Origin of the sequence: Ferrovum myxofaciens (assembly GCF_013181415.1) — a bacterium.
Classification (GTDB): Bacteria; Pseudomonadota; Gammaproteobacteria; order Burkholderiales; family Ferrovaceae; genus Ferrovum; species Ferrovum myxofaciens.
Genome location: NZ_CP053676.1, coordinates 551,815 through 572,898, shown reverse-complemented (window position 1 = coordinate 572,898; position 21,084 = coordinate 551,815). Strand labels below are relative to the sequence as shown.

21 protein-coding genes and 2 pseudogenes are annotated in these 21,084 nt (G+C 55.0%); 8 read left to right on the top strand and 15 right to left on the bottom strand.

The features are described from left to right. Positions 1–1,164: 1,164 nt before the first annotated feature. A pseudogene (locus HO274_RS13495) lies at positions 1,165–1,332 on the top strand (slipin family protein); the annotation flags it as partial. Between the two features lie 19 nt (positions 1,333–1,351). Then, positions 1,352–4,132, top strand: coding sequence for an AMP-binding protein (locus tag HO274_RS02815; RefSeq protein WP_273121310.1), 2,781 nt, complete (start codon positions 1,352–1,354; stop codon positions 4,130–4,132). Between the two features lie 306 nt (positions 4,133–4,438). On the opposite strand, the gene HO274_RS02810 is transcribed toward HO274_RS02815, so the two are convergent. Beyond that, positions 4,439–5,698, bottom strand: coding sequence for an integrase catalytic domain-containing protein (locus HO274_RS02810; protein ID WP_273121309.1), 1,260 nt, complete (start codon positions 5,696–5,698; stop codon positions 4,439–4,441). 202 nt (positions 5,699–5,900) lie between these two features. Between HO274_RS02810 and HO274_RS02805 the strand changes: the two genes are divergently transcribed. Both HO274_RS02805 and HO274_RS02800 read left to right on the top strand, forming a co-directional pair. Next, positions 5,901–7,055, top strand: a complete 1,155-nt coding sequence (locus HO274_RS02805) for an IS630 family transposase (RefSeq protein WP_273121306.1) — start codon at positions 5,901–5,903, stop codon at positions 7,053–7,055. 101 nt (positions 7,056–7,156) lie between these two features. Beyond that, a pseudogene (locus HO274_RS02800) lies at positions 7,157–8,229 on the top strand (IS630 family transposase). Here HO274_RS02800 and HO274_RS02795 read toward each other — a convergent pair. Next, a complete protein-coding gene (locus tag HO274_RS02795; RefSeq protein ID WP_273121305.1) occupies positions 8,213–8,566 on the bottom strand; it encodes a hypothetical protein in 354 nt (117 codons plus the stop codon). The pseudogene HO274_RS02800 and the gene HO274_RS02795 overlap by 17 nt on opposite strands. 2 nt (positions 8,567–8,568) lie before the next feature. Beyond that, on the bottom strand, positions 8,569–9,000 hold the full coding sequence (locus tag HO274_RS02790; protein WP_273121302.1) for a phage tail fiber protein: 432 nt from the start codon (positions 8,998–9,000) through the stop codon (positions 8,569–8,571). A gap of 170 nt (positions 9,001–9,170) precedes the next feature. On the opposite strand from HO274_RS02790, the gene HO274_RS02785 reads away from it, so the two are divergent. Together HO274_RS02785 and HO274_RS02780 are read left to right on the top strand one after the other, a co-directional pair. Then, complete coding sequence (locus tag HO274_RS02785) at positions 9,171–9,389, top strand: AbrB/MazE/SpoVT family DNA-binding domain-containing protein (RefSeq protein WP_273121301.1); 219 nt, start codon at positions 9,171–9,173, stop codon at positions 9,387–9,389. Continuing rightward, positions 9,389–9,784: a PIN domain-containing protein gene (locus tag HO274_RS02780; protein WP_273121299.1), complete on the top strand. Its 396-nt coding sequence runs from the start codon at positions 9,389–9,391 to the stop codon at positions 9,782–9,784. The genes HO274_RS02785 and HO274_RS02780 overlap by 1 nt, the downstream gene beginning before the upstream one ends. Before the next feature lie 128 nt (positions 9,785–9,912). Here HO274_RS02780 and HO274_RS02775 read toward each other — a convergent pair whose 3' ends face one another. Both HO274_RS02775 and HO274_RS02770 read right to left on the bottom strand, forming a co-directional pair. Beyond that, positions 9,913–10,746, bottom strand: coding sequence for a DUF2460 domain-containing protein (locus tag HO274_RS02775; RefSeq protein ID WP_273121297.1), 834 nt, complete (start codon positions 10,744–10,746; stop codon positions 9,913–9,915). Between the two features lie 3 nt (positions 10,747–10,749). Then, positions 10,750–12,303: a hypothetical protein gene (locus HO274_RS02770; RefSeq protein ID WP_273121295.1), complete on the bottom strand. Its 1,554-nt coding sequence runs from the start codon at positions 12,301–12,303 to the stop codon at positions 10,750–10,752. Between the two features lie 78 nt (positions 12,304–12,381). On the opposite strand from HO274_RS02770, the gene HO274_RS02765 reads away from it, so the two are divergent. Continuing rightward, positions 12,382–12,846 carry a nuclear transport factor 2 family protein gene (locus HO274_RS02765; protein ID WP_273121292.1) on the top strand — a complete coding sequence of 155 codons (465 nt, stop codon included), beginning with the start codon at positions 12,382–12,384 and terminating at the stop codon, positions 12,844–12,846. A 76-nt stretch (positions 12,847–12,922) separates the two neighbouring features. On the opposite strand, the gene HO274_RS02760 is transcribed toward HO274_RS02765, so the two are convergent. After that, entirely contained in the window at positions 12,923–13,990 is a 1,068-nt protein-coding gene (locus HO274_RS02760; protein ID WP_273121289.1) for an IS1595 family transposase, read from the bottom strand. A gap of 58 nt (positions 13,991–14,048) precedes the next feature. Here HO274_RS02760 and HO274_RS02755 point away from each other — a divergent pair, with 58 nt between their 5' ends. Continuing rightward, complete coding sequence (locus HO274_RS02755) at positions 14,049–14,675, top strand: cysteine hydrolase family protein (RefSeq protein ID WP_273121286.1); 627 nt, start codon at positions 14,049–14,051, stop codon at positions 14,673–14,675. A gap of 64 nt (positions 14,676–14,739) precedes the next feature. Here HO274_RS02755 and HO274_RS02750 read toward each other — a convergent pair whose 3' ends face one another. The 9 genes from HO274_RS02750 to HO274_RS02710 form a co-directional block, all read right to left on the bottom strand. Next, the gene (locus HO274_RS02750; RefSeq protein ID WP_273121283.1) at positions 14,740–15,108 is read right to left on the bottom strand and encodes a hypothetical protein; all 369 of its coding nucleotides are present in this window, start codon (positions 15,106–15,108) and stop codon (positions 14,740–14,742) included. Between the two features lie 64 nt (positions 15,109–15,172). Next, positions 15,173–15,922, bottom strand: a complete 750-nt coding sequence (locus tag HO274_RS02745; protein ID WP_273121280.1) for a glycoside hydrolase family 73 protein — start codon at positions 15,920–15,922, stop codon at positions 15,173–15,175. After that, positions 15,919–16,206: a hypothetical protein gene (locus HO274_RS02740; RefSeq protein WP_031597412.1), complete on the bottom strand. Its 288-nt coding sequence runs from the start codon at positions 16,204–16,206 to the stop codon at positions 15,919–15,921. The genes HO274_RS02745 and HO274_RS02740 overlap by 4 nt, the downstream gene beginning before the upstream one ends. 8 nt (positions 16,207–16,214) lie before the next feature. Beyond that, positions 16,215–18,584 (bottom strand): phage tail tape measure protein, encoded by a 2,370-nt coding sequence (locus HO274_RS02735; RefSeq protein ID WP_273121277.1) that lies wholly within the window; start codon positions 18,582–18,584, stop codon positions 16,215–16,217. A 2-nt stretch (positions 18,585–18,586) separates the two neighbouring features. After that, positions 18,587–18,814 carry a hypothetical protein gene (locus HO274_RS02730; RefSeq protein WP_273121274.1) on the bottom strand — a complete coding sequence of 76 codons (228 nt, stop codon included), beginning with the start codon at positions 18,812–18,814 and terminating at the stop codon, positions 18,587–18,589. A gap of 68 nt (positions 18,815–18,882) precedes the next feature. Then, positions 18,883–19,179, bottom strand: coding sequence for a hypothetical protein (locus HO274_RS02725; RefSeq protein WP_273121271.1), 297 nt, complete (start codon positions 19,177–19,179; stop codon positions 18,883–18,885). A gap of 8 nt (positions 19,180–19,187) precedes the next feature. Further along, a complete protein-coding gene (locus tag HO274_RS02720) occupies positions 19,188–19,532 on the bottom strand; it encodes a hypothetical protein (RefSeq protein WP_273121268.1) in 345 nt (114 codons plus the stop codon). 5 nt (positions 19,533–19,537) lie between these two features. Beyond that, a complete protein-coding gene (locus HO274_RS02715) occupies positions 19,538–20,575 on the bottom strand; it encodes an IS1595 family transposase (RefSeq protein ID WP_273119521.1) in 1,038 nt (345 codons plus the stop codon). Then, positions 20,550–21,017, bottom strand: coding sequence for a hypothetical protein (locus tag HO274_RS02710; RefSeq protein WP_273121265.1), 468 nt, complete (start codon positions 21,015–21,017; stop codon positions 20,550–20,552). Before HO274_RS02710 ends, HO274_RS02715 begins: the two co-directional genes overlap by 26 nt. Between the last annotated feature and the right edge of the window lie 67 nt (positions 21,018–21,084).

The window sequence follows — 21,084 nt, the reverse complement described above, 5'->3', positions numbered from 1 at the left end:
GTAGATATAATGATCTATTTTGATCTAAATCAATTTTTATCCATTATTTTTGATTTATATCAATTTTTATCCATTTCCAAACTTTAGACATACGCCACTCCCAGCCGCCCTGGGTTTTGCTAGGCGTCGCTTCGCTCCGTCTCTGCGAACTGCTTTTCCATGGTGGTGAGGTGGGAAGAACACGACAACAGGACGATTCGACCGACCAGAAACGAATCGGGATGGTCAGCGCCGAACACAATCGGACCCCACCACGCCCAGATCCACTGTTGTTATGGGGATCGCCTGTGCTGGAAATGCCTGCATCAGACCAATCATCAGTGCAGGTCGGCTTCGTGCACATTGGCCGCATTCTCGACCATCTACATAGGACCAGTTCCAGCCTGGTTGCCCTGGCGTCAGTATGGTTGACGACCAACCCGATGGCCCTATGAACGAAGAGGCATCCGTTGAATTGAATAACGGAATTTCGAGGCTTGTCAGGGAGCCCGTTGTTCCGGAAAACGTGAGGCCATACAAAAATCCATTAGGTCCTGGAGATACATTATAGGAGAGGGAATCAGAATTTCCACTTCCGAAGGAGTTTGTTCCACTTATTCCACATAAGGTTTCACTAGTACAAGCGAGTATGGCGCTGGCATTGAAACTGGCCACTATGGACATCATCCCGCAAAAAAGCGCCACCTTAGTGGTTTTGAAACGCAGTTGTCTCAACCGTTCTTTGTGCATTTTCGGCTCCCCTTCACTCGTGACTTTAGTCCCGGAAAACATTTTTTCGATATTCCCTATTCCAAACAGCGATGGGGCATATCTCGTCTGAACTCCGGGCAATATTCATACCATAAATATTTTCTCATTATATACAACTGATTGAAAATAATGCCCGTATGAATATTGGCGAATGTGTAAATTTTTCCGACAAATCGCCTCATCCCTAGCCTTTGATTTCAGTCAGCCAGTGTTTGAACCTGAAGTAGCGCATGCCTCTGCCCTCGAAACGCTGTGGTCTGAACGAGGTTTCCGATTTCGACAATCAGATTCTCCACAGAAATCTCTACCACCCTAACTCATCATGCTGAAACTGAACTATGCATCAGATTCGACTATATCTCGCTGGGCGGCGGGCATATCGAGTGTTGCGATCACTGCGGTGTGCTGCGCTAGATCAAGGATGTGTTGATTCCCCCAGCCTTGGAGGATACCATGTCGATGCAAGCCCAAGCGGAAAGAGAACGACAGGTAGCGGAGAAGTTTGGGGAAGCGGCCAAGACCTATATCGACAATCCTGTCGCGCTTCATTTGAGGGCGATGAGTATGCTTTATGGGGGTTTAATGTGGAATTGCTGATCAGATGAACCCGGACGATCAGGCCAAGGCGCTGCTTGATATCGTACAGACGCTCATTGGCGAATTGCGTCCCGGCATGAGGGCGGTGGTGACACTCGACAGCATGCTGGATCGCGACCTCGGCTTCGACAGTCTGGCACGAGTGGAGTTGGGGCTACGCTGCGAGCGCTTCTTCAATGTGAGTTTGCTGGAACAGGCACTGGCGACGATTGAGACTCCACGCGATTTGCTGAGCGCTGTGTTGTCTGCCGGTGCCGCAACGCGGTCGTTTACAGCGGTGGAAATCAGGGAGATCGCCGTCGAAAAGGTGGCGGATATACCTGGCCACGCCGCCACCCTACTAGAGATGCTAGACTGGCATGTGGTCATCCATGGCGAGCGCACACACATTGTCCTCTCTGAAGAGACGGGAGAGGAGGTGCTCAGTTATCAGACACTGCGCCAGGGGGCGGAAGCGCTGGCTGCGGGACTGCAAGGCCATGATGTGCAGCCTGGCCAGACCGTGGCGATCATGCTCCCGACCAGTCGCGACTATTTTTACAGTTTTTATGGCGTGCTGCTGGCTGGTGGTATCCCTGTGCCCATCTATCCGCCCGCGCGCCTGTCGCAGATCGAGGATCATCTGCGCCGCCATGCGGGCATCCTGAACAATGCTGCGGCCACCCTGCTGATCACCGTGCCGGAAGCGAGGCCGCTGGCGCAACTGCTCAAGTCCCTTGTGGCAAGCCTGCGCACTGTCACGACGGCACAGGAACTTTCAACATCAAGGACAGGACTTGTCCGCCACGTCTGCAAGTCCGAAGATATTGCCCTGTTGCAGTACACTTCCGGCAGCACCGGCAACCCCAAGGGTGTGGTGCTGACCCATGCTAACTTGCTTGCTAACATCCGGGCGATGGGACAGGTGGCGCAGGCGGGTGCTTCGGACGTGTTCGTGAGCTGGCTGCCGCTCTACCACGACATGGGACTGATCGGTGCCTGGCTAGGCAGTCTATACCACGCCATTCCTCTCGTTGTCATGTCGCCACTCACCTTTCTGGCCCGGCCCGAGCGCTGGCTGTGGGCCATCCATCGCCACCGCGGCACCTTGTCGGCGGCACCCAACTTCGCCTATGAACTATGCCTGCGCAAGATCGACGACCATGTCATTGAAGGTCTGGACCTGAGCAGTTGGCGCATGGCCTTCAATGGCGCCGAACCTGTCAGCCCAGACACCATTTACAATTTTCAGCAGCGCTTTGGCTGCTATGGCTTGTGCCCGGAGACTCTCACTCCGGTCTACGGTCTCGCTGAGTCTGCGGTCGGTCTGGCCTTCCCGCCCCCCGGCCGCGTACCGATCATCGACCGGATCCAGCGTGAACCGTTCATACGCGGCGGTCTGGCTCTACCCGCCGCCGAGATTGAGCCGGACGCGCTGCGCTTCGTAGCCTGTGGCCAGCCGCTACCCGGTCACGCCATTCGCATCATCGATCCCGTCGGCCATGAATTGGGCGAGCGCGAGGAAGGGCGGTTGGAATTCCGTGGTCCTTCCGTCACCTCCGGCTATTTCCACAATTCAGAACAGACAGCCTGTCTGTTCCACGATGGGTGGCTTGATTCCGGTGACTTGGCCTACACCGTCGCCGGAGACATTTATCTCACCAGCCGTGTCAAGGACATCATCATCCGCGCTGGACGCAACATCTACCCCTACGAATTGGAAGAGGCAGCGGGTAATATCGCAGGTATACGCAAGGGCTGTGTCGCGGTATTTGGCAGTCCCGACCGAGTTAGCGGCACAGAGCGTCTGGTGGTGATGGCGGAAACGCGCGTAACCGAAACTGTGGCGTTGAATAAACTACGCGAGCAGATTAACGCCCTGGCAATGAGCCTGCTCGGAGAACCGCCGGATGACGTGGTGCTGACCCCGCCTCATAGCGTACTCAAGACCTCCAGCGGCAAGATCCGCCGCGCAGCCAGTCGCGAACTCTATGAAAAGGGCATGAGCAATGTGCCACCGCACGCGGTGTGGCAGCAATTCGTGCGTCTAGCTTGGACGGGGATAGTATTTCAACTGCGCCGCAAACTTTACGTGATAGTTGATGCTCTCTATGCAGTATATGTCTGGATACTGTTCTGTCTATTGGCACCACTCACTTGGCTAATCGCCTCTATCCTGCCACGCCACACGTGGAGCTGGGGCATGAGCGGTGTCATGGCGCGGCTGTTTGTGCGCTTATCAGGTATGCCGTTTCTGGTGCGGGGAGTGGAAAACCTGCCGACCGGGGCATGCGTACTGGCGGTCAATCACGCCAGTTATCTGGACGGAATACTCGTGGTCGCCGCACTGTCGCGGCAGTTCAGTTTCGTCGCCAAGAGCGAACTGAAGGATCAATTCATCCCCCGCATCTACCTGCAACACATTGGCACGGAATTCGTGGAGCGCTTTGAATTCGAACGAAGCGTGGAAGATGTGACACGGCTGCTTGAGATGGTGCGTGCCGGCCAGTCGCTGATCTTCTTTCCAGAAGGCACATTTTATCGTGCGCCAGGTCTGCTGCCGTTCCGCATGGGTGCATTTATCACTGCAGCACAGGCAGGTGTTCCAATTGTGCCAATGACCATCCGCGGCTCCCGCGTTGTTTTGCGCGACGGCCAATGGTTTCCGCGACGCGGCGCGATAAGCATCACCATTGGCGTACCGATCCTCCCCGAAGGAACGGCTTGGCCCGACGCCCTCAAACTGCGCAATGCCGTCCGCGCGGAAATTCTGCGCCACTGCGGAGAGCCAGACTTGGCAGGATGATGGAAAGTTATTCGAAATACCTGGTGGCAAGCCTCGGGTTCCTTTTGGCAATTCGTTGGAGTACTGGAATGGAACTATCTGGTAGTTGGAAAGCAGGCCATCCACTAGTAGTAAATATCATTAAAAGGTAGTATTTTCCAATTCAGGTATGAGCCTGAAGCAGTGACGGACTTGGTGATTTGATAGTGCGGGTTGGTCGGGTTTAAAAGTTAAGTTTAATGGAATTATGCTAATCGGTTTTGAGTTTATTTTCTAATGATTTTAGCCTCAAGAATTGGTGCTTTTTCGGTGTCGTTTTCCGATCAGTTACGCCCGGCGTTTTTGTTTTTGAAAGCTTGCAAATAATTCACTCTTGGCGCGTTGCATTTCCTGTGCCGCCGCCAAGTCTGTTTTGGACTTCGCCTGCGCCTGCAATGCGTCCAGAGTGATGCCCTCTTTGAGCGTGACTAAATCCTTCACACTTAACAGCACCAAGCATTCCAGCGGGGTCTTCACATCCTCGTCTTTATAGCGTTTGATGATCTTGCCCTTGGGGCTGATGATCTCGGTCGCAAACATGCACGGGCGGTGAAAATTGAGCCATGGATTAAACGTTTCCTGATAGAACGCATTGATGGGTTGAGCGTACTTTTGGGGGATATGTTCGAAGCCCATGTGCTTGCGCACCACACTGGCATTCTTGCTCTCGGCCAGCGCGTTATCGTTGCTGTGGCGCGAGCGTGATTTGGTTTGCTCGATCCGCAGTTTCTCAAGGATCGCAGCCACCGGGCCATTGATGTACTCAGAGCCGTTGTCCGAGTGGAACCCTCTAATTACAAAAGGAAACTGTTCGATGACCAGTTCCAGTACGGGTAACAAAAATGCCTCGCTAATACCCTGCACGCACGCCTCGACTTGCCATTGGCTCACAGAGTCAACGCAGGTGATGTGATACACGCCCTTGATGCCGTCAAGATCGCCCTGGTGGACGGTGTCGATACGCACAAAACCGACTCTCCCGTTGGGGCGTGGCACTTTGCGTACACCGATGTGATTGCACACCGGATTAGTCTTGGCGAAAACTACCCGCAAGGCTTGATAGCCCGTGCTTTTGCGCAGGTTGTACAGGTGCGAAACCGACAGGCCGACCAGCCGCTCATAGCGCGCGTCGCCATAGACGCCGTAAGCGCGCTGCAAGAGGTGCGCAATGGCCGGGCCGCACACGTCTTCATTGGCCTTGTCCATCTCGGCGAGCAGCGCGATATCGATAGCCGTGTATTTGCGCGCAAAGGGGGAAGCAGGCGCACGGTAGCGTTTGGACAGGGGTACGGTAGCCAAACGGTTTGTGTGCCACTGGGTGACCAAGCGGGTGACTTGCGCGCGGCTGTAGCCGCTGGTGACTTGCAGGTACTTCAGCAGCACACCTTTCTCTCGCTTACCCTGCCCGGGATAGTCAAAGCGCTTGAGCACGCGGCTGATGTGTTCATAGCGTTCGCTGTCGTCACCAGACTTGGTGAATTCAACCTGGAGGCAGCCACTGAGAAATTGCTCAATCTGCTCAATCGTGCAAAGCCGTGTTTCGTTCATGTTGATCATCATCCTTGCAATGATCAACCCACTTCTTCAATCGACCTCAGATTATTCGCTTCAGGCTCATTCCTCGTTGGAAATACAGCCATCCTTCAGGCTCATACCACATTGGATAAGGCTAAGGTTTACGTAATACAATTCCCTCCCGTACAATGATCAAGAGAAATTTTGGTCAGAACCATAAAGGACGGAGGGGATAATGGGACGAAAGACGGATCGAGCACCATTGGTATTAACGCCAAAAGAAAAGGAAAGTCTCACGAGACTCTCGCAATCCCGGACGGCTTCCAAGTGGGAGATTGAACGAGCGTGCATTTTATTGAAATATGCAGAAGGGATGTCTTTCTCGGAAATCCATCGGGAGGTCCGTCTGTCTCGCCCATCTGTTTACAAATGCATCGACAAGGCATTGGCCGCCGGAGTCTCTGTAGGACTCAAGGATAAATATCATCGGCCGAAAAACCCTGAGATCACGGAAGAGGCTAAAAGTTGGGTGGTGAGTCTGGCCTGCTGCAAGCCCAAGGACTATGGATTTGCGGCAGAATTGTGGACCTTATCGGCTTTGACGGCTTTTGTTCACGAGAGAGCGGAATCGGCGGGATTTCCAAGATTGGCCCGTGTTCCGAAGATGACGATATGGCGGATTCTGGATATAGCCAACATCAAGCCGCATCGAATCCGGTATTATCTGGAAAAGAAGGATCCAGATTTTGACCGGAAGATGAGGGAAGTCCTGATGGTCTATCAGGAGGTTAATCTTCAGAATGACCGGAAAAAATTACAGGACAAGCCAGTTCCTGAGGAGATCCGCCCGGTCATTACTGTCAGCGTGGACGAGAAACCGGGAGTCCAGGCAATCCAGAACACGGCCCCCGATTTGCCTCCCGTCCCCGGACGCCACGCCGAAGTCGGGCGCGACTACGAATATATCCGTCATGGGACGCTTTCGATTCTTGCGGCCCTGGATCTTCATACGGGTGAAGTGATCGCCAATGTCGAAGAGCGTCACCGGAGCCAGGAGTTTGTCGCTCTGTTGAAGCGACTGGACGAGCGTTACCCGAAAGAGGCGACCATTCGGGTTGTTTTGGACAACCACTCGGCCCACATTTCCAAGGAGACCTTCGCCTATCTGGCCGCGCATCCTAACCGGTTTGAGTATGTCCACACCCCCAAGCATGGATCCTGGCTCAATCTGGTGGAAACGGCGTTCTCGAAGATGGCCCGTACATTCTTGCGCCACATCCGGGTCTCCTCAAAAGAGGAACTGAAGGGCCGCATCGAAAAAGGGATTGCCGAATGGAACGAACACCCGGTTGTCTTCCGGTGGAGCAACTTCGATCTGGGTTTGGAATGATATGTAAGTTGTTTAGTGTTATGTTGTACTAGTGTTTAATTGCATTAATAAAAGATATTAATTAGAATATCACCTCCAGAGTGCATTGACGGAGGTACCCCATGTCTCGCGTTGCAGTAAAACTATCATGCACAAATGAGCAAGAGATGGCGTTGAATAAACTCGCACGCAGCCGCACAGAGCAGGCCAGATTGGTTGAGCGGGCGCAGATCGTTCTGGCTTGCTTGTCGGGCAAGCGCAACGATGAAATTGCTACCGAGATGAAGTTGCGCCCAAATACCGTAGGCATTTGGCGTAATCGCTTTGCAACGCATGGCTTGGCTGGCCTGTATGATCACGCGCGTTCCGGCAAACCCGCCACCTATGACCATCCGGCTTTACGCCAACGGATTCTGACGCAACTGGAAATGCCACCACCAGATGGCATGAGCACTTGGGATGGTGGCTTGCTTGCGGTGAGCTTGGGTGTTTCGCCTGATATTGTTTGGCGCATTTTGCGCAAAGAAGGTATTCAACTGCAACGCCATCGGTCTTGTGGTGCGTTAGTACTGACCCGGAGTTTGCCGCAAAGTCTGCCGACGTAATCGGGCTATATCTCGATCCACCCCACAATGCCTTGGTGCTCAGTATTGACGAGAAGCCATCAATTCAAGCCATTGAACGGACTTGTGGCTATGTTCACACCAGCAGCGGTAAGATCGTGCGTGCCATGAAGAGCACCTATAAACGTCACGGCACGTTGAATTTATTTGCCGCGCTGCAAGTTGCTACTGGACAGATACAGGGCAAAATCACTGCAACAAAAAAGCGCATAGACTTTCAAGCCTTTCTTGATGATGTGATCGCAGAGCAACCAGAGGAGCGAGAAATTCACATTGTGCTGGATAACCTATCGACCCACAAAGGAAACGCCGACTGGCTTGCTGCGCACCCAAACGTGACGCTCCACTTTACGCCCACCTCGGCGAGTTGGCTTAATCAGATTGAAATATGGTTTGGAATTTTGCAGCGCAAAGCCCTGCGGGGAGCGAGTTTTGAAAGTATCGAAAAACTTACGCAAGCCATTGAGGATTTTACGGCTGCGTACAATAAAAGCGCATCGCCGTTCGTTTGGCGAAAACGTGAAGTCAAAGGGGCTCAACTTAGAAATACTATTGTCAACTTGTGCAATTAAACACTAGGGCGCACTGGGCGCTCGTGGGGAACTGACCGGTACCCGTCCCTAACCCCGTAGGCGCTTCAAACCCGGTGAGATAGGCTTCCTCTGGAGTGGAACCTGACACCGTGGCTGAATCATCCACGAAGAGCGAATTGCCGGTGCCTGATGTGGTGGACATCTTGTAGACGCGCTGATTCGTTCCGGTATAGACAATGGTCCAACCGGCTCCGGCCTTGGTTCCGTAACCATTCATGAGGCAGGCATCGAGCAAGGCCACGAGCGAGCCCACAGCACCGGTGAGCACCGGGGCTGAAGCATCGGTGCTCTGATACAGGGTGACAGTGGTGGTCATGATCAGGATTCCGTGGCGGTGGAGGATGTGGTGAGTTCCGGCGTCACCCCGTTGGACACTACGATGCCGGGCGTAATGGCACCGGAATAGAGCAAAGTGCCTGCCCCGGTGGCAGCCACTCCAATGCCCCAGAAAGTTTCAGTCTCGGACCCCGCGGTGGCGGCGGGAAACACGAGGGTGGAGGCAGGACTGACACTGTTGCCGGTCACGGTCCAGCCCACGGCGGAACGTGCCACCGCCACCCGCGCATAACCGGTATAGGCGGCTTCGTTGGTATTCTGGGCACCAGCTACCCCCGGATCCGCCGTGTGCAGGCTGATGTAGAGGTTGGTGAGGGGTGCTGTGGCTGCATTGTCTGCAATATTGGCAACGGGCACGGCCTGAAACAAGAGTTTCAACAGGTCGTTGGCCCAAGTGGTGGTTTTACCAGCCATGGGGTTCTCCTTGGAGGGCTACGGGTTTGTTGATCTGGAATTGACGGCAGAATGACTGCAGTCAAGGAAAATTTTTTCTAAAAAATGTGCAAAATTAGTGATCGGTGCGATTGCCTTTTTTCCGATCCATTACTAAAATACAAAATGTAAGGAAATAAGGGGGAATCATCATGGCAACCGATGCCACACTGACCAGCAAAGGTCAAACGACCATTCCGAAGGAAATCCGGGACAGTCTCGGCATGAAGCCGGGCGATCGCATGACTTTTACCTTGATGCCTGATGGCACCGTGGTTCTGCGTGTCAAAGCCAGAAGCATCACCCAATTGGCCGGAAAGTTGCATAAAAAAGGTCGAAAAGTTGTTCCCATCGAGCACCTGTCGCGCTGATGCTGGGTCTGGACACCAATGTCCTCGTTCGATTTCTGGTACGGGATGATGAGGCGCAGTTCGAGAAGGCACATAAATTGATCCGTTGTGAACTCGCGTCGGGTCGTCGCGTGTTCGTCAACCAGTTGGTATTGTTGGAAACAGAGTGGGTTTTGCGAAGCCGATATGGCGTGCCAAAAGTTCAGTTCATTGAGATCGTTTCAGGCTTGTTGGATGCAATGGATATTCAGTTTGAGGAGGAATCTGTCATCGAAGAAACCCTTTTCACCTGGAGGGAATCCCAAGCCGATTTTGCGGATTGTTTCATTGTTGCAAAAAACAGACGCTCAGGATGTAGGGCCACAGCCACCTTTGATGCGAAAGCTTCTCGTTTGCCGGGATTTATAACCGTCTGATCATTCGGGTCGTTCCAATATTTTCAGGTTCACGATTTCACCATCTCCAAGGTGAGTTTTTTCAACTCCCAGAGTTGATACATAAAATTGTTGTAGTCCTGGACATCCTCGCCAAAGCGCACCCGGTATTACCAAGTGTAACCAGCGCTCACCACAGATCCTTTGGCCGGAGGCACTGGAAAACTCAGCGTATTGGGCGTGATCAGATTCCAGACGGCAGGCGAGTAGACCTGAACCCCACCCACGAACACCTGCAAGGTGGTGACGTCCACATAGCCCACCGGTTCGATGAATCCCCCGTAGGATTTGGTCAGGGGATATTCGGTGGTGAAGCCATCGCCCACGCCCAGTTCATAGTTCGTGGCCATGTTGGATTCCGCCGGGTCCGCGAACAGGAAGGTATCGAAACTGCCTGTCCGCGCCAGAAAAAATCCGCACAAGACCTGCAGCTCCGCAAATCCCTGGGTCTCGCGCAGCAATTCATAGGACATTTCCCATTTCCACAGGGGATACGCGGTGTTGGACACCCGGGTTTCCCGCCCGGAGGTGTGCTTGACGATGGTGGTGTGGAACTGAGGCGACTTCACAATGTTCCACTGCAGGCCAGGAAGCGTCGGAAACAGCAGGTTGCTCATGGTGAACTCCGCAAAAGGCGACAGGGGGTAGTCATAGAGGATTTCAAAGACGAGTTGTGAGGCGTGGGCGGGCGGGTCGTCATCCACCAGGATTTCGGTGCCCATCTGGGACACCCGAGCGTGTACAAACTCGTAGAGAATCTCCACCGAGAATTGGGAGGTCCGAACCTGGGGATCATCATCAGCCAGGATTTCTGCCAGTAATTGACTGAGGGTGGCAGCGGGATTATCGTCTGCAAGAACTTCAGCCGCGAGAGTACTGATGCGAGCGGCCGGGATCCCTGCCTCCAGTACCTCGGTGGTCAGTTGGGTGATGCGATTGGCCATGGCTCAACTGATGATTTCGTAGCCGATCTCGAGGGCATTCACATCGGTGGTCACCCAACTGGCCCCGGTCGCCGGATTCACTGCAAACACATCCGAGAGGTACTGGTAACTGGTCCCCACATTCTGGATTGCACCCGCCGACTGGACCGTGCCGGTTTTGACCAGATTGGCGATCTGGCGGGTACCGGCATCGTCCTTGCGATAGGCTCCCACCACGCGCACTCCATATACCGTGGCACCGGGGGGCAAGCCGGCTACTGTGCTGAAAAGATCAGCAGCACCAATGGTCGCGCTGCTGTTGTAGGTCTGATCCCCATCCAGTCCGTCCTCGGACACAGCAGCATAGTTGGTCAGGGTGTAGGTGTAGCCGATGTTGAGTTTGCCGTTGGTGATGGCAGGGCCTGAGGGCAAAGGTCCGGGAATGGCGGGAGGGGAGGCATAGGTCAGTGGATAGATCGCGGCCAGGGGATTGCCATAGGCGTAGACGCTGAAGGTATCAAAAGCAAAACTGGTGTCGGTGATAAACCCCAGAGCATAGGGGGTGTCCTTGGTGACGGCTGCCGTGACCGCCGAGAAGGTGAGGGTGTTCTGTCCGGTGACGAGCCCGATTTTCTCATCACCTACATAGAGAATCCCAATCGGCATGCCATTGAGCGGATTGATTTGGGCGATGACCGGGCGGATTTTGAGGGCAGGGTAATTGGTCTGGGCATACAGGGTCAACGCTGTAATGGTGCAATCATGCGCCATGCGCGGGGCCACTCCCGTGAGGGGATCATCCATGCTTCCAGGGTTGACCCCCGGCAGATTGGTGCTCGGGTTGTCAGGAAGTGTCAGAATCAGGTTGTTGGCAGAGAGCGTCTGCCAGTTACCTCCGTTACCCATGGCCAACTGCCCCGCTGTGACGGGGTTCGAGGGTGTAAAGGCCGTGCTCACATTGGCAGAGGGATAGACCGTGCGGGTGCGCTTGTCGCCCAGGAAGGTGTTGCAAGGGTGAGCGCCCGGACCCGTGGTGTTATCACAGAAGTAGAGGTCATCGACCAGCATGGCCCCATTGAACTGGATGTTATTGATGCTGGCATTGGCACTGTTCTGGATGTTGATCCCCGAAACATTGAGTACCACATTGCCGTTGATGCGTACGGTCAACTGACCTGCGGTGCCTACCGTTCCCCCGATTTCCAGGAAATACCAGCCAGCGCTGGGCATGACGCCCGCAAGGGACTGTGCCAGCAGATTGTTGGTGGGGGCGCTACGGCCCACCTGTACCACCGAATTGACTGCATACACCCAGAACTGGTTGGTGTTCACATCGTTGAATACGATCTGGAATGCGCCGTTGACGGCGATCCCCATATAGAAGGTGGAGAAATTCCCCGGAAGATTCCGGATCAATGGAGAACCCCACGCACCCAGAAAGTAGGCCTTGCCGGGCAGCCCGAAACGACCCGGAACCAGCGCTGTATTGTTGCCACTACCCCCTCCCGACCAACCGTCATAGTTGACATCGGAGGCCTGGCCGTATTTGTCGAATCCGTCCCAGAGAATGAGTGCCATGATTGTGTGTGAACTGTAAAAAAAGTTATAGTGGTCAGATGCTGGCTCTGTGCCAGTATTGGAGGGCGTGGATTGGTTATGAAAAACATATGCTCAGCAAGTGCAGCACCAACCATCGAAGAAATTTACAACCAATGGCACGACTTTGCGCGCACTGGCAATGTCGATGCGTTACTTTCTCTTTATGCTACCGATGCCGTCTTTGAAAGTCCGTTGGTTCCGGCCATACTCGATTGCAATTCGGGCCTTCTTCAAGGTCATTCTGAAATTCGCCGCTTCTTTGAAGAAGGAACCAAGCGTCGTCCCAATGATTTGGTTCGATGGTACAGAAACGGAAAGTACTTTACAGATGGCCACTCTCTGGTGTGGGAATACCCTCGTCAAACGCCAGATGGCGAGCAAGTGGATATTTTTGAGGTCATGGAAATAAACGCCGGAAAAATCCAGAAACACAGAATCTATTGGGGTTGGTTCGGCTACAAACTTCTCCTTGGTACTGCTGTCGCAAAAGCGACAAGTACCGTGGGGCAGAGTTCGGGATAACCTGCATTCGAGGGGACTGTGCAAAACGCGCACCCCCCTACTTTTACATTGTGGGGTATTCAGCTTAGTGCTGTGCCTAGCTTCTCCATGGGTGCGAAGGCACAGAAATATCCAGCGAAGCTGGCGCTTTATGGCGAAGCTTGGCTGACACCGCGAACTCATGCGCCACAACTTTTGGCTTGGGATTAGCTACAAGCTCACGGAAGGACATAGGATGCATGGAAATGCACTGTTCGATCAACCTGTAGAAGAGCATGCCCCGATGCGTGGACTTGCGGCGGTTGAACCGAAACGCGAATTCGTCGAGATAGGCCTGCAGGTGTTCCTCCTCGAAGGATCCTTGGTGCGTGCCCATCAGCCAGCGCTTAACCAGCGCGGCGATGCGGTGTACACCCGGCAAGACCTCGTTGGCATCTTTGCCGGAGCCTTTGACGGACGTTCCATGGTGGAGGTATTCGTCTTTGGTTGCGCCTGGGTAGGATGTCAGCCCGTCGGTGTAGATGGTCGAGCCCGGTTTGATATGCTTCTGAATAAACGTCTTGAGCGCTTCGGTTTCGGCGTTGGGGATGATTTGCAACCGGCAACGCCCGAAACCCTTGGGGGAAAGAAACTCCACGGCGATGGCGACCAGCACCTTGCCTCCGGCACCGCGCCCGCGCTTGCCGTGCCTGACGCCACCAAAGACAGTCTCATCCACTTCGACATGTCCGGACAGCATGTCGTGCCCCGCATGGCTGATTGCGCACCGGAAACGGTGCAGCATCGCCCAAGCGGTAGGGTAGGAGCCGAAACCAAGGATCCGATGCAGTGTCATGGCGGAAACGCCATTCTTGGCGAAGGTAAAATGCCAGGCAGCGGCAAACCAGACGGTAAGCGGCGTTCTGGTGCGGTGAAAGATTGTCCCCGCCGTGCCGGATATACGGGTAGAGCATCCCTTGCACCACCACCGACCGCATTTCATGCGCCACGCCGTGGAGCCTCCACAATCCGGGCAAACAAAGCCGTGTGGCCAGCGAATCCAATCGAGATAGTCGAGGCAGGCGGCATCATCTGGGAACCACGCCTTAAATTCTGCGTAGTTGCGTGGGTAGTCGACCCCGGCGCGGGGCGCGACGGATCGAACTTGCGGAGTTTTTGATTCCATTGCATAATTCTAACATCACAGCACTAAGCTGAATACCCCACTTTACATTAGGCGAAAAGTGAAACCTGCTCTCCTCATAATTGATATGCAGAATGATTTCGTTCTACCGAGTGCCCCAGCGGTGGTCCATGGTGCGCTTGCGACAGTCCCTCGAATCAAAGCGGTGCTAGAGTGGTTCCGAGCAAAGTGTTATCCGGTTTTTCATATTGTGCGCGAGTATCGAGTCGACGGAAGTGATATTGAGATTTCACGAAGGGAAGCGTTTCTCGCTGGACCGCCTTATGCTGTTCCAGGAACAAAAGGGGTGGAAATTATTGATGTGCTCTCTCCAATAACCGGGGAATATCGCGTGGTGAAGCCCCGTTTTTCCGCGTTTTTTGGCACGGAGTTGGAGTTGATCTTAAGAAGATTAGGGGTCGATAGCGTTGTAGTCTGCGGTACGCAATACCCAAACTGCATTAGGGCGACTGCGTTTGATGCGCTCTCATATGGCTACCCTACTACTGTAATCACAGACGCGACCTCGGCATCGGCCTTGGCTGTGGCTAAATCCAATATCCGTGATATGGAGGGCATCGGTATTCGGTGTGTTTCTTTCGATGAATTTGAGAAATCGCCTTATTTTGCATTCGAGAGGGACTGCGCAAAGGCGAACCCCTCAAATGCTTGTATGCTAACGCCGTAGAAAAAATGGATTGCAGAGAGTTTCTGAAAGGAAACCCCCTGCAAAGAGCGCATTCCGCCAGGAATTAGGCGGTTTTGATAGTGTTCACGCCATTGACCACGGTGGTGGCCAGGGTGGCGATGGTTTTTTCCGAGATGGCTCGGCCCAGGGTGGTGAAGGCCGCACGGGCCGCATCGATGCCCGCCGTGATGGCGGCTCCCGAACCACTGCCCGCCGCCGTGCTCTTCAAGACCGCAATCCCGACCTGTTTTACGGCATTCTCGAGATCCGTCACCGCCACCGTATTCAGTTCGGCTGCCGCCGCTTTGAACTCGGCCACGATCTGGGCTCCGATGGGGTTTTGCGACAACCAGCTCTCGAACACTGCAAAATCGGTTTTCAAGGAATCCAGGGCGGATTTGGCATCACTTTCCAAGGTATCGATCAGACTCATTATGTTTCTCCTGAAATTTCATTTCGCGCTGAGGAGTAAAGGGCAGCGCGTTCCCTTGTACGACTTACTTCAGTCCCATGTCCTTGTTGGCAACCAGGTGCACCACGATGTTGGTGGCCGCCACAATGCCCCCGGCCAGCATCCCGGCCTGCTGGTCAGAAATTGAAATGGCCCACCCCAAGGCATGGAACAGATCCTCGAGTTTCAGGATCAGGGGCGAGAGCAGGGTCACCGTGATGGCACCGGTTTTCCAGAGCGCGGGGTCGGCGACCGATTCGCCAACCTTGAATACGCTCCACAGAGCGAGAAGTTTTTGCATGGAATTCTCCTGGGGTGGTGAAAGAACATTGACAGGTTCAGACATTGCATCGAGGCTCTCCAGCCCATGGGTATGGATCACCCGGGCAATCTTGGTGCCGTAGTTGGAATCCGTGGCATAGCCCGCGCTTGCGATGGCGTAACCAAAGGTGATGCCACTGCCGGTCTTGAAGGCCCCCGCATAACGCGCGCCTTTCAGAAACCGGGCGTGATCCAGGATCGACTCCTGCCAGTTGGCGTATTGGCGAAACCAGGCATTTATGGTTTCTTTTTGCCCTGCCACATACTCGGCGGTGGCAATCCGGTAGCGCTCGCCCGTCCAACTGGCATCGGCCTTGATGCCGAAAAGGTTGTTGGCGGCTCTGGTCAACTGGGACTCCCCCCAGGCGGATTCGAGGGCCGCCTGCGCAATAGTAAAACTCGCAGGAATCCCTTCCTCCTTCTGACAGGCCAGGGCCGCTCCCTTGATCGTGCTGATAAAATCTTCCGGACTCATTTCCAGTGCTCCTTGAGGGTGGTGAAGAGTTGATAGGCAACTGTGCCGATGCCGCCCAAAACGGTGATCACGAGCCAGCCCAGCACGCTCGTCTTGACGCGCTCGTTGCGCTGCTGGCGCAGGGCAGTGTTTTCTAATTCCTTCTTGATAAATTCGTGATGGTCACGGTGCACCTCCAGCGGTACCCCGAAACTCTCCAGTTCGGCACGCACCGCCTCGGTAATGCTGGCCACCAATAGCTCACGCATTTCCTCGGTCAGGGGAACTTGTCGACGCTCGATCATTTAGGGACCTACCCGAAGTTTCTGAGGTGATTCTTGAGGGCCGAGGCAATTGCCGCGCCATTGTTTTTGAACAAACGCTCCACGCTCTGGGCGTCGGTGGCGTGAATGTGCACATGGGTGGTTGAACTGCTCCCTCCCTTTTCCACCATGGAGCGCAGTCCTCCGGCAATCCCTGCCGGCAGAATGGTCTCGTTCCGGTGCACGAACTGCAGCCGGTCCACGGGGATGTTCCACTCTCCACCGGTGCTCGAGGCCACTGATCCCGCCACCGCCGCCACGGCCCCCATTCCAACTGCTGCCGGAGCCGCCGCATAAGGCCCCATGGTGGGGGCCAGAAACCCGAAGATCCCGGCAAAGGTTTCTGACGCACTGTTCATGATGGATTTGATGATGGTGAGTGCACTGGTGGAAAGACTGGCGGTGCTGGCCATCTGACTGGAGGCCATGCGTACCTCGTCCTGCGTGGTGGTGGCCAGGGTCATCGCCAACTGCTGCGAGGCCCAGGTGCTCACCATCTTGATGCCGGTGTCGATGAACGAGGAGAGGATGGAGGTGAGGCTGCGCTGCCACGCCTGCTGCCAGGTCTGGGTACCCATGATGACTCCCTTGATGGAAGTATCAAAGGCCGAGGTCAGGGGAGCGAACATCTGCTGGTAAGATTTCTGGTTATCGAGCACCGCCGTCTGAGTGGCCCGGGTCAGTTGAGCCTCCCGATTTGCATTGAGTTTGACGATCTGATCATCGATCTTGGCCCGTTCTTTCGCATCGGTTTTATAAAGTTCCAGCTTCTTGGCCAGCAGATCCAGAGAAATCGCATATTCCTGAGCCGCTACCTCCTGATCCCGCGCCAACTTCTGGTCCTGGGTGATTTTGCCGATTTGCAGCAGGAACTGATTGCCCTGGGTCACCGTTTTGAGGTGATTGCGTTCGAGATTGGCCTCTGAGTTCAACTGCTGTAACTTGAGCGACAGCTCTTCCTGGCTGGCCTTCTGGGCCGACGAGACCTGCGCCCGATAGATCTGGCGTTGCAGGGTCACCACCTGATGCAGCACCGCGTTGTAATCTGCCGAACCTTTTCTGGCCAGGGCAAGTTTCTGTTGCCAGAACGCGAGTTCATCCTGTTTGGAGAGTTCGTGATAAGCCCCCTCCAGATCCTGCTTCTGGGTGAGTTCAGCACGCCACTCACTCATTTGCCCGTGGGAGCCGTGACCAGAATGAGCGACTCCCGGCAGGGCTATTTGACCCAGGGGTGATGATTTATTGCCGGAAGATTCACCAGTCGAGGCGAGTTCTCCCTTGAAGGCAAGGATCGTGTGCATCATGGAGCCCACCTGCTGGTCCACCGCGAGTTTGGTTTCAGTGAGCCCCCGATTCCAGGCGGCCTTGATGCCGTTCCAGTCGAGATGCAGGGCCGAATTGATCACTCCGGCCACCGTTACGATGGCGCCTGCCATGGCGGCAGTGACCACCTCCAGTGATTGCCAGGCCAACTGCAACCCCATCACCAGATACTTGACGGCATCCGCCAGTGCCTTCAAGGTGTCTGCGAGAAACCCACCGGGTTTCAAACTATCGGATAAAGCCCCCGTCAACCCCTGGATCGCCGGGGTCAGATCCGAGCCAAATCCCACCGCCGCCATCTTGAGTTGGGACCCCAACTGTTTGAGGCTCTCGTTGAACTCGGCATCCTTGGCAATCGCCTGATCACCCAGCACCAGCCCCAATTGCTGTGCCTTCTGGGTCATGGCATCGATGTTCTGCGAGCCCTGATCCAGAAACGGAATCAGATCTGCCCCGGCGCGCCCAAAGAGTTGCATCGCAACCGCTGTCTTGGCGGCTCCATTCTGGCTCTTGGCAAAAGCATCGCTCACCCGTGAAAGCACATCCTCGATACGCATATTCTTGAGGGAGGCCGCACTCAAGCCGACACTTTGAAAGGCTCCGGCCACCTGTTTATTGCCTTGTCCCACGGAGGCCATGGCCCGCGAAAGCCGGAACAAACCCTGCTGCAACTGGGTAAACGACACATCGCTCTGCCCGGCAGCGTATTTGAGCCCCTGCAGCGCATCCGTAGAAATCCCGGTTTTCTGCGAGGCGTGCTCGATTTCATCGCCATACTCGGCGGCAGACTTGCCCAGTTCCAGCAATTTGGCCCCGATCTCCGTGATCCCGCCCAGTTCGGTCAGGACCTTGAAGACCTCGAGGGATTTTTTGACGCCTTCCATATGCTCGCGGATATTCTTCTGCATCTCAGCAACATGGCCCTGAATCCCCCGGGTGGATTTCTGAACCTCATTGCGCGCCGCCTGCATGTCCTGCGACAGGCGGGCAATGTTGGCCTTGATGTCGATCTCGAGCGATCCGATTTTGGATGCCATGGTTATCCTCGCCGCCCACCCGCCGCCTGAAACATCTCGATGAAGGCTTTCATGTCCGCTTCAGTGTTTTGGGAGCACGTAGTGCTGGGTTTGTTGGAACTGGATGGGGTGGATTGTGGGATTACTGACTTTGATTCGATCTTTATGCCCAGATAGGCTTGCACCATCTCGCGCAAGGGCGGGTGCTGTGCCCAGTAGCGCCTCAGTGCATACAACCGGGGAATGTCCATGGAATGATCGATGTACTCCCAGCTCCAACCGGTACGGTCGATGATCTGGCAGTAAATCTCACCCCACTCTATGACTTCCCCGCCGCTGCTTCCCCCGGCTCAGTGTCCTGGGGCTGATTGACCGAAAGACACACCCGAAACGCTTCACGGAAGTTGGCGATGTCCAGGTTCTGGAACTCGAACTCCTCCTGTTTCAATTCCGGATAATTACGCCTGTGGCTGGTGAACAGGATGTCGGCCATCTGGTTCAGGCTCGCATCTGATTTCCCGGTAAAAATGTCTTCATACTTGCGCACGCAGGCAAAGGGCGCAGGCGGGCAGAGGAAGGAGGCATCGCCCAGTTTGATTTCTGTCCCATCAATCATGATTTACCTCAGTCTGCAAAAGAGATCCAACCCAGAGTATTGGAAGAATCCACCATGATGCTGAAGTCCATTTCGGGGATCGCGTAGTCCTCGAGTTTGGTGGCAAAGGAGAGCTTGGTGGAGGTGCACTGGTTGAGTTTCAGGGTTGCCACCTTGGGTCCCACATGAGCGGTGAAGATAGCCATGAAGGTGGGGGTGGTGCCCATGATCTGGTTGGTGAGGGCAATGCGGGTACCCCCGGTGGCCGTGGCGTAGAGATAATCGATCAGCACCGGAATTCCCGCATCTCCGGCAGAGAAGGTATAGACCCCACTGGCCTCGGTGTACTGGCCGGTGGCCGGATTGGAAATCACCTTGCCTATCCGGTTGTTTCCCCGCCACGTTCATTAGCACCAGGATGAGTCCAAACACCGGAATAAAGTTCGGCGTATGTAGGAGCAGCAACCTCTCTGGCGATGCCCATCAGGGAGCGGAAAGCGTTGAACGGGTAGAAGCGCCGGTTGAACCGAAACGTGAATTCATTGAGGTACGCTTGTAAATGCTGATCACTTACCCCGTGGTGAATGCCGTTAATCCAGGACTTCAAGTTAGCGAAGGCGGTGTGGATCATCGGAAGGAACTCATCGGCAACCTGCGGGTCGCCGCGCTCGGCGACGTGCATGTGCTTGTACCCTCTGTTGGGGAGATCGTAATAGCTTTTCCAGTCATCGGTAACAATAAGCGTGCCCGGCATAACCGACCTTTCGACGAAGCCGCAAAGCGACTTGGTGGTGCGGTCCGGCACGACAGCGAGCCGTATTCGCCCCGCGTACCTGCCGTTCTTCCGCTTGTCGAGTTTGCCGCCCGGTTTGCGCTGATGCACCTCAACAGCACAAGCGACAAGGCTCATGTCGTGGACGCCACTGCCTTTGCCGCGCGTCCTGCCGCCAACATAGGTCTCGTCGACCTCTACGTGTTCATGGGCCTTGCCGCCGATCCTGTCCTGGTCGGGGCGCACCATGCCTGCCCGGAGCTTGTGGAGAATCTGGAATGCCGTCTCATACCTGGGCAGTCCAAGTTGCCGCTGGAACTGCACGGCAGACATGCCGGGCGTCTGGCTGGTAACCAGATAGGCAGCCCAGAACCAGATGTTAAGCGGCGTATGCGACCCCTCCATCACGGTTCCGGCTTTCAAGCTGGTATCCCTGCGACACTCGCGGCACCGAAACACGTTTGGACGGTTCGCAAACCGAAGTGGCTCACCGCCTGCCTCGCAATGCGGGCAAACAAAACCGTCCGGCCAACGCAACTTCTCCAGGTAAGCAGCACACGCCCCAACATCTGGAAAAAGCCGCTGGAATTCCGGCAGCGAGTGCGGGAACGGCAGATCGTCACGTTGATGGATGTCCATTGTCATGGGTAAAAATCATAGCATCATCCAGCGTGGGAAACAACCGGATAGGCAAGGAAATCACCTTGGTGAAGGGCAGCCCAGTGGCGGCGTAGACCACCCCCAGGTCGGTGTCGAAGGTGGCGGCGTTGACCACCGTCACCGTATAAGGGGTTGCCGCCGGAATGTTGCCCAACTCTCCGATGACAGAGAGAATCAAACCGGGAGTGGCATTCTGGCCGAAGAAGATGTCGTTTACCAGTCCGCCGCTGATGTTGGCGAACTTGGCTTTGCCGGTGAACTTGCCTTCTCCCCGACGCACATCCACTGCAAAACTCTGCTGGCCGTAGAGTTCCTTGGTGGTGAAGGTGAAATCAAAGGTGACATCCTGCAGGGTGCCGAATTTGCGCGGCGTCGAGTTTGTGGCTGAGCTGATGCCGTAGAGGTATCCGGAGCCAAAGTTAATCATGTGGGGTTCTCCATAAAAAAGGCCGCTTGAGCGGTCACCAAGGGGGTGGTTCCGTGTTGACTGAGTT

Excerpts from the sequence above, each read along its gene's own strand:
- HO274_RS02790 (WP_273121302.1), bottom strand. The coding sequence starts at position 9,000 with ATGGCTGGTAAAACCACCACTTGGGCCAACGACCTGTTGAAACTCTTG.
- HO274_RS02740 (WP_031597412.1), bottom strand. The coding sequence starts at position 16,206 with ATGATCGAGCGTCGACAAGTTCCCCTGACCGAGGAAATGCGTGAGCTA.
- HO274_RS02805 (WP_273121306.1), top strand. The coding sequence starts at position 5,901 with ATGGGACGAAAGACGGATCGAGCACCATTGGTATTAACGCCAAAAGAA.
- HO274_RS02765 (WP_273121292.1), top strand. The coding sequence starts at position 12,382 with ATGAAAAACATATGCTCAGCAAGTGCAGCACCAACCATCGAAGAAATT.
- HO274_RS02745 (WP_273121280.1), bottom strand. The coding sequence starts at position 15,922 with ATGAGTCCGGAAGATTTTATCAGCACGATCAAGGGAGCGGCCCTGGCC.
- HO274_RS02780 (WP_273121299.1), top strand. The coding sequence starts at position 9,389 with ATGCTGGGTCTGGACACCAATGTCCTCGTTCGATTTCTGGTACGGGAT.
- HO274_RS02725 (WP_273121271.1), bottom strand. The coding sequence starts at position 19,179 with ATGATTGATGGGACAGAAATCAAACTGGGCGATGCCTCCTTCCTCTGC.
- HO274_RS02715 (WP_273119521.1), bottom strand. The coding sequence starts at position 20,575 with ATGACAATGGACATCCATCAACGTGACGATCTGCCGTTCCCGCACTCG.
- HO274_RS02760 (WP_273121289.1), bottom strand. The coding sequence starts at position 13,990 with ATGGAATCAAAAACTCCGCAAGTTCGATCCGTCGCGCCCCGCGCCGGG.
- HO274_RS02735 (WP_273121277.1), bottom strand. The coding sequence starts at position 18,584 with ATGGCATCCAAAATCGGATCGCTCGAGATCGACATCAAGGCCAACATT.
- HO274_RS02775 (WP_273121297.1), bottom strand. The coding sequence starts at position 10,746 with ATGGCCAATCGCATCACCCAACTGACCACCGAGGTACTGGAGGCAGGG.
- HO274_RS02815 (WP_273121310.1), top strand. The coding sequence starts at position 1,352 with ATGAACCCGGACGATCAGGCCAAGGCGCTGCTTGATATCGTACAGACG.
- HO274_RS02785 (WP_273121301.1), top strand. The coding sequence starts at position 9,171 with ATGGCAACCGATGCCACACTGACCAGCAAAGGTCAAACGACCATTCCG.
- HO274_RS02795 (WP_273121305.1), bottom strand. The coding sequence starts at position 8,566 with ATGACCACCACTGTCACCCTGTATCAGAGCACCGATGCTTCAGCCCCG.
- HO274_RS02770 (WP_273121295.1), bottom strand. The coding sequence starts at position 12,303 with ATGGCACTCATTCTCTGGGACGGATTCGACAAATACGGCCAGGCCTCC.
- HO274_RS02710 (WP_273121265.1), bottom strand. The coding sequence starts at position 21,017 with ATGATTAACTTTGGCTCCGGATACCTCTACGGCATCAGCTCAGCCACA.
- HO274_RS02750 (WP_273121283.1), bottom strand. The coding sequence starts at position 15,108 with ATGAGTCTGATCGATACCTTGGAAAGTGATGCCAAATCCGCCCTGGAT.
- HO274_RS02730 (WP_273121274.1), bottom strand. The coding sequence starts at position 18,814 with ATGGACATTCCCCGGTTGTATGCACTGAGGCGCTACTGGGCACAGCAC.
- HO274_RS02810 (WP_273121309.1), bottom strand. The coding sequence starts at position 5,698 with ATGAACGAAACACGGCTTTGCACGATTGAGCAGATTGAGCAATTTCTC.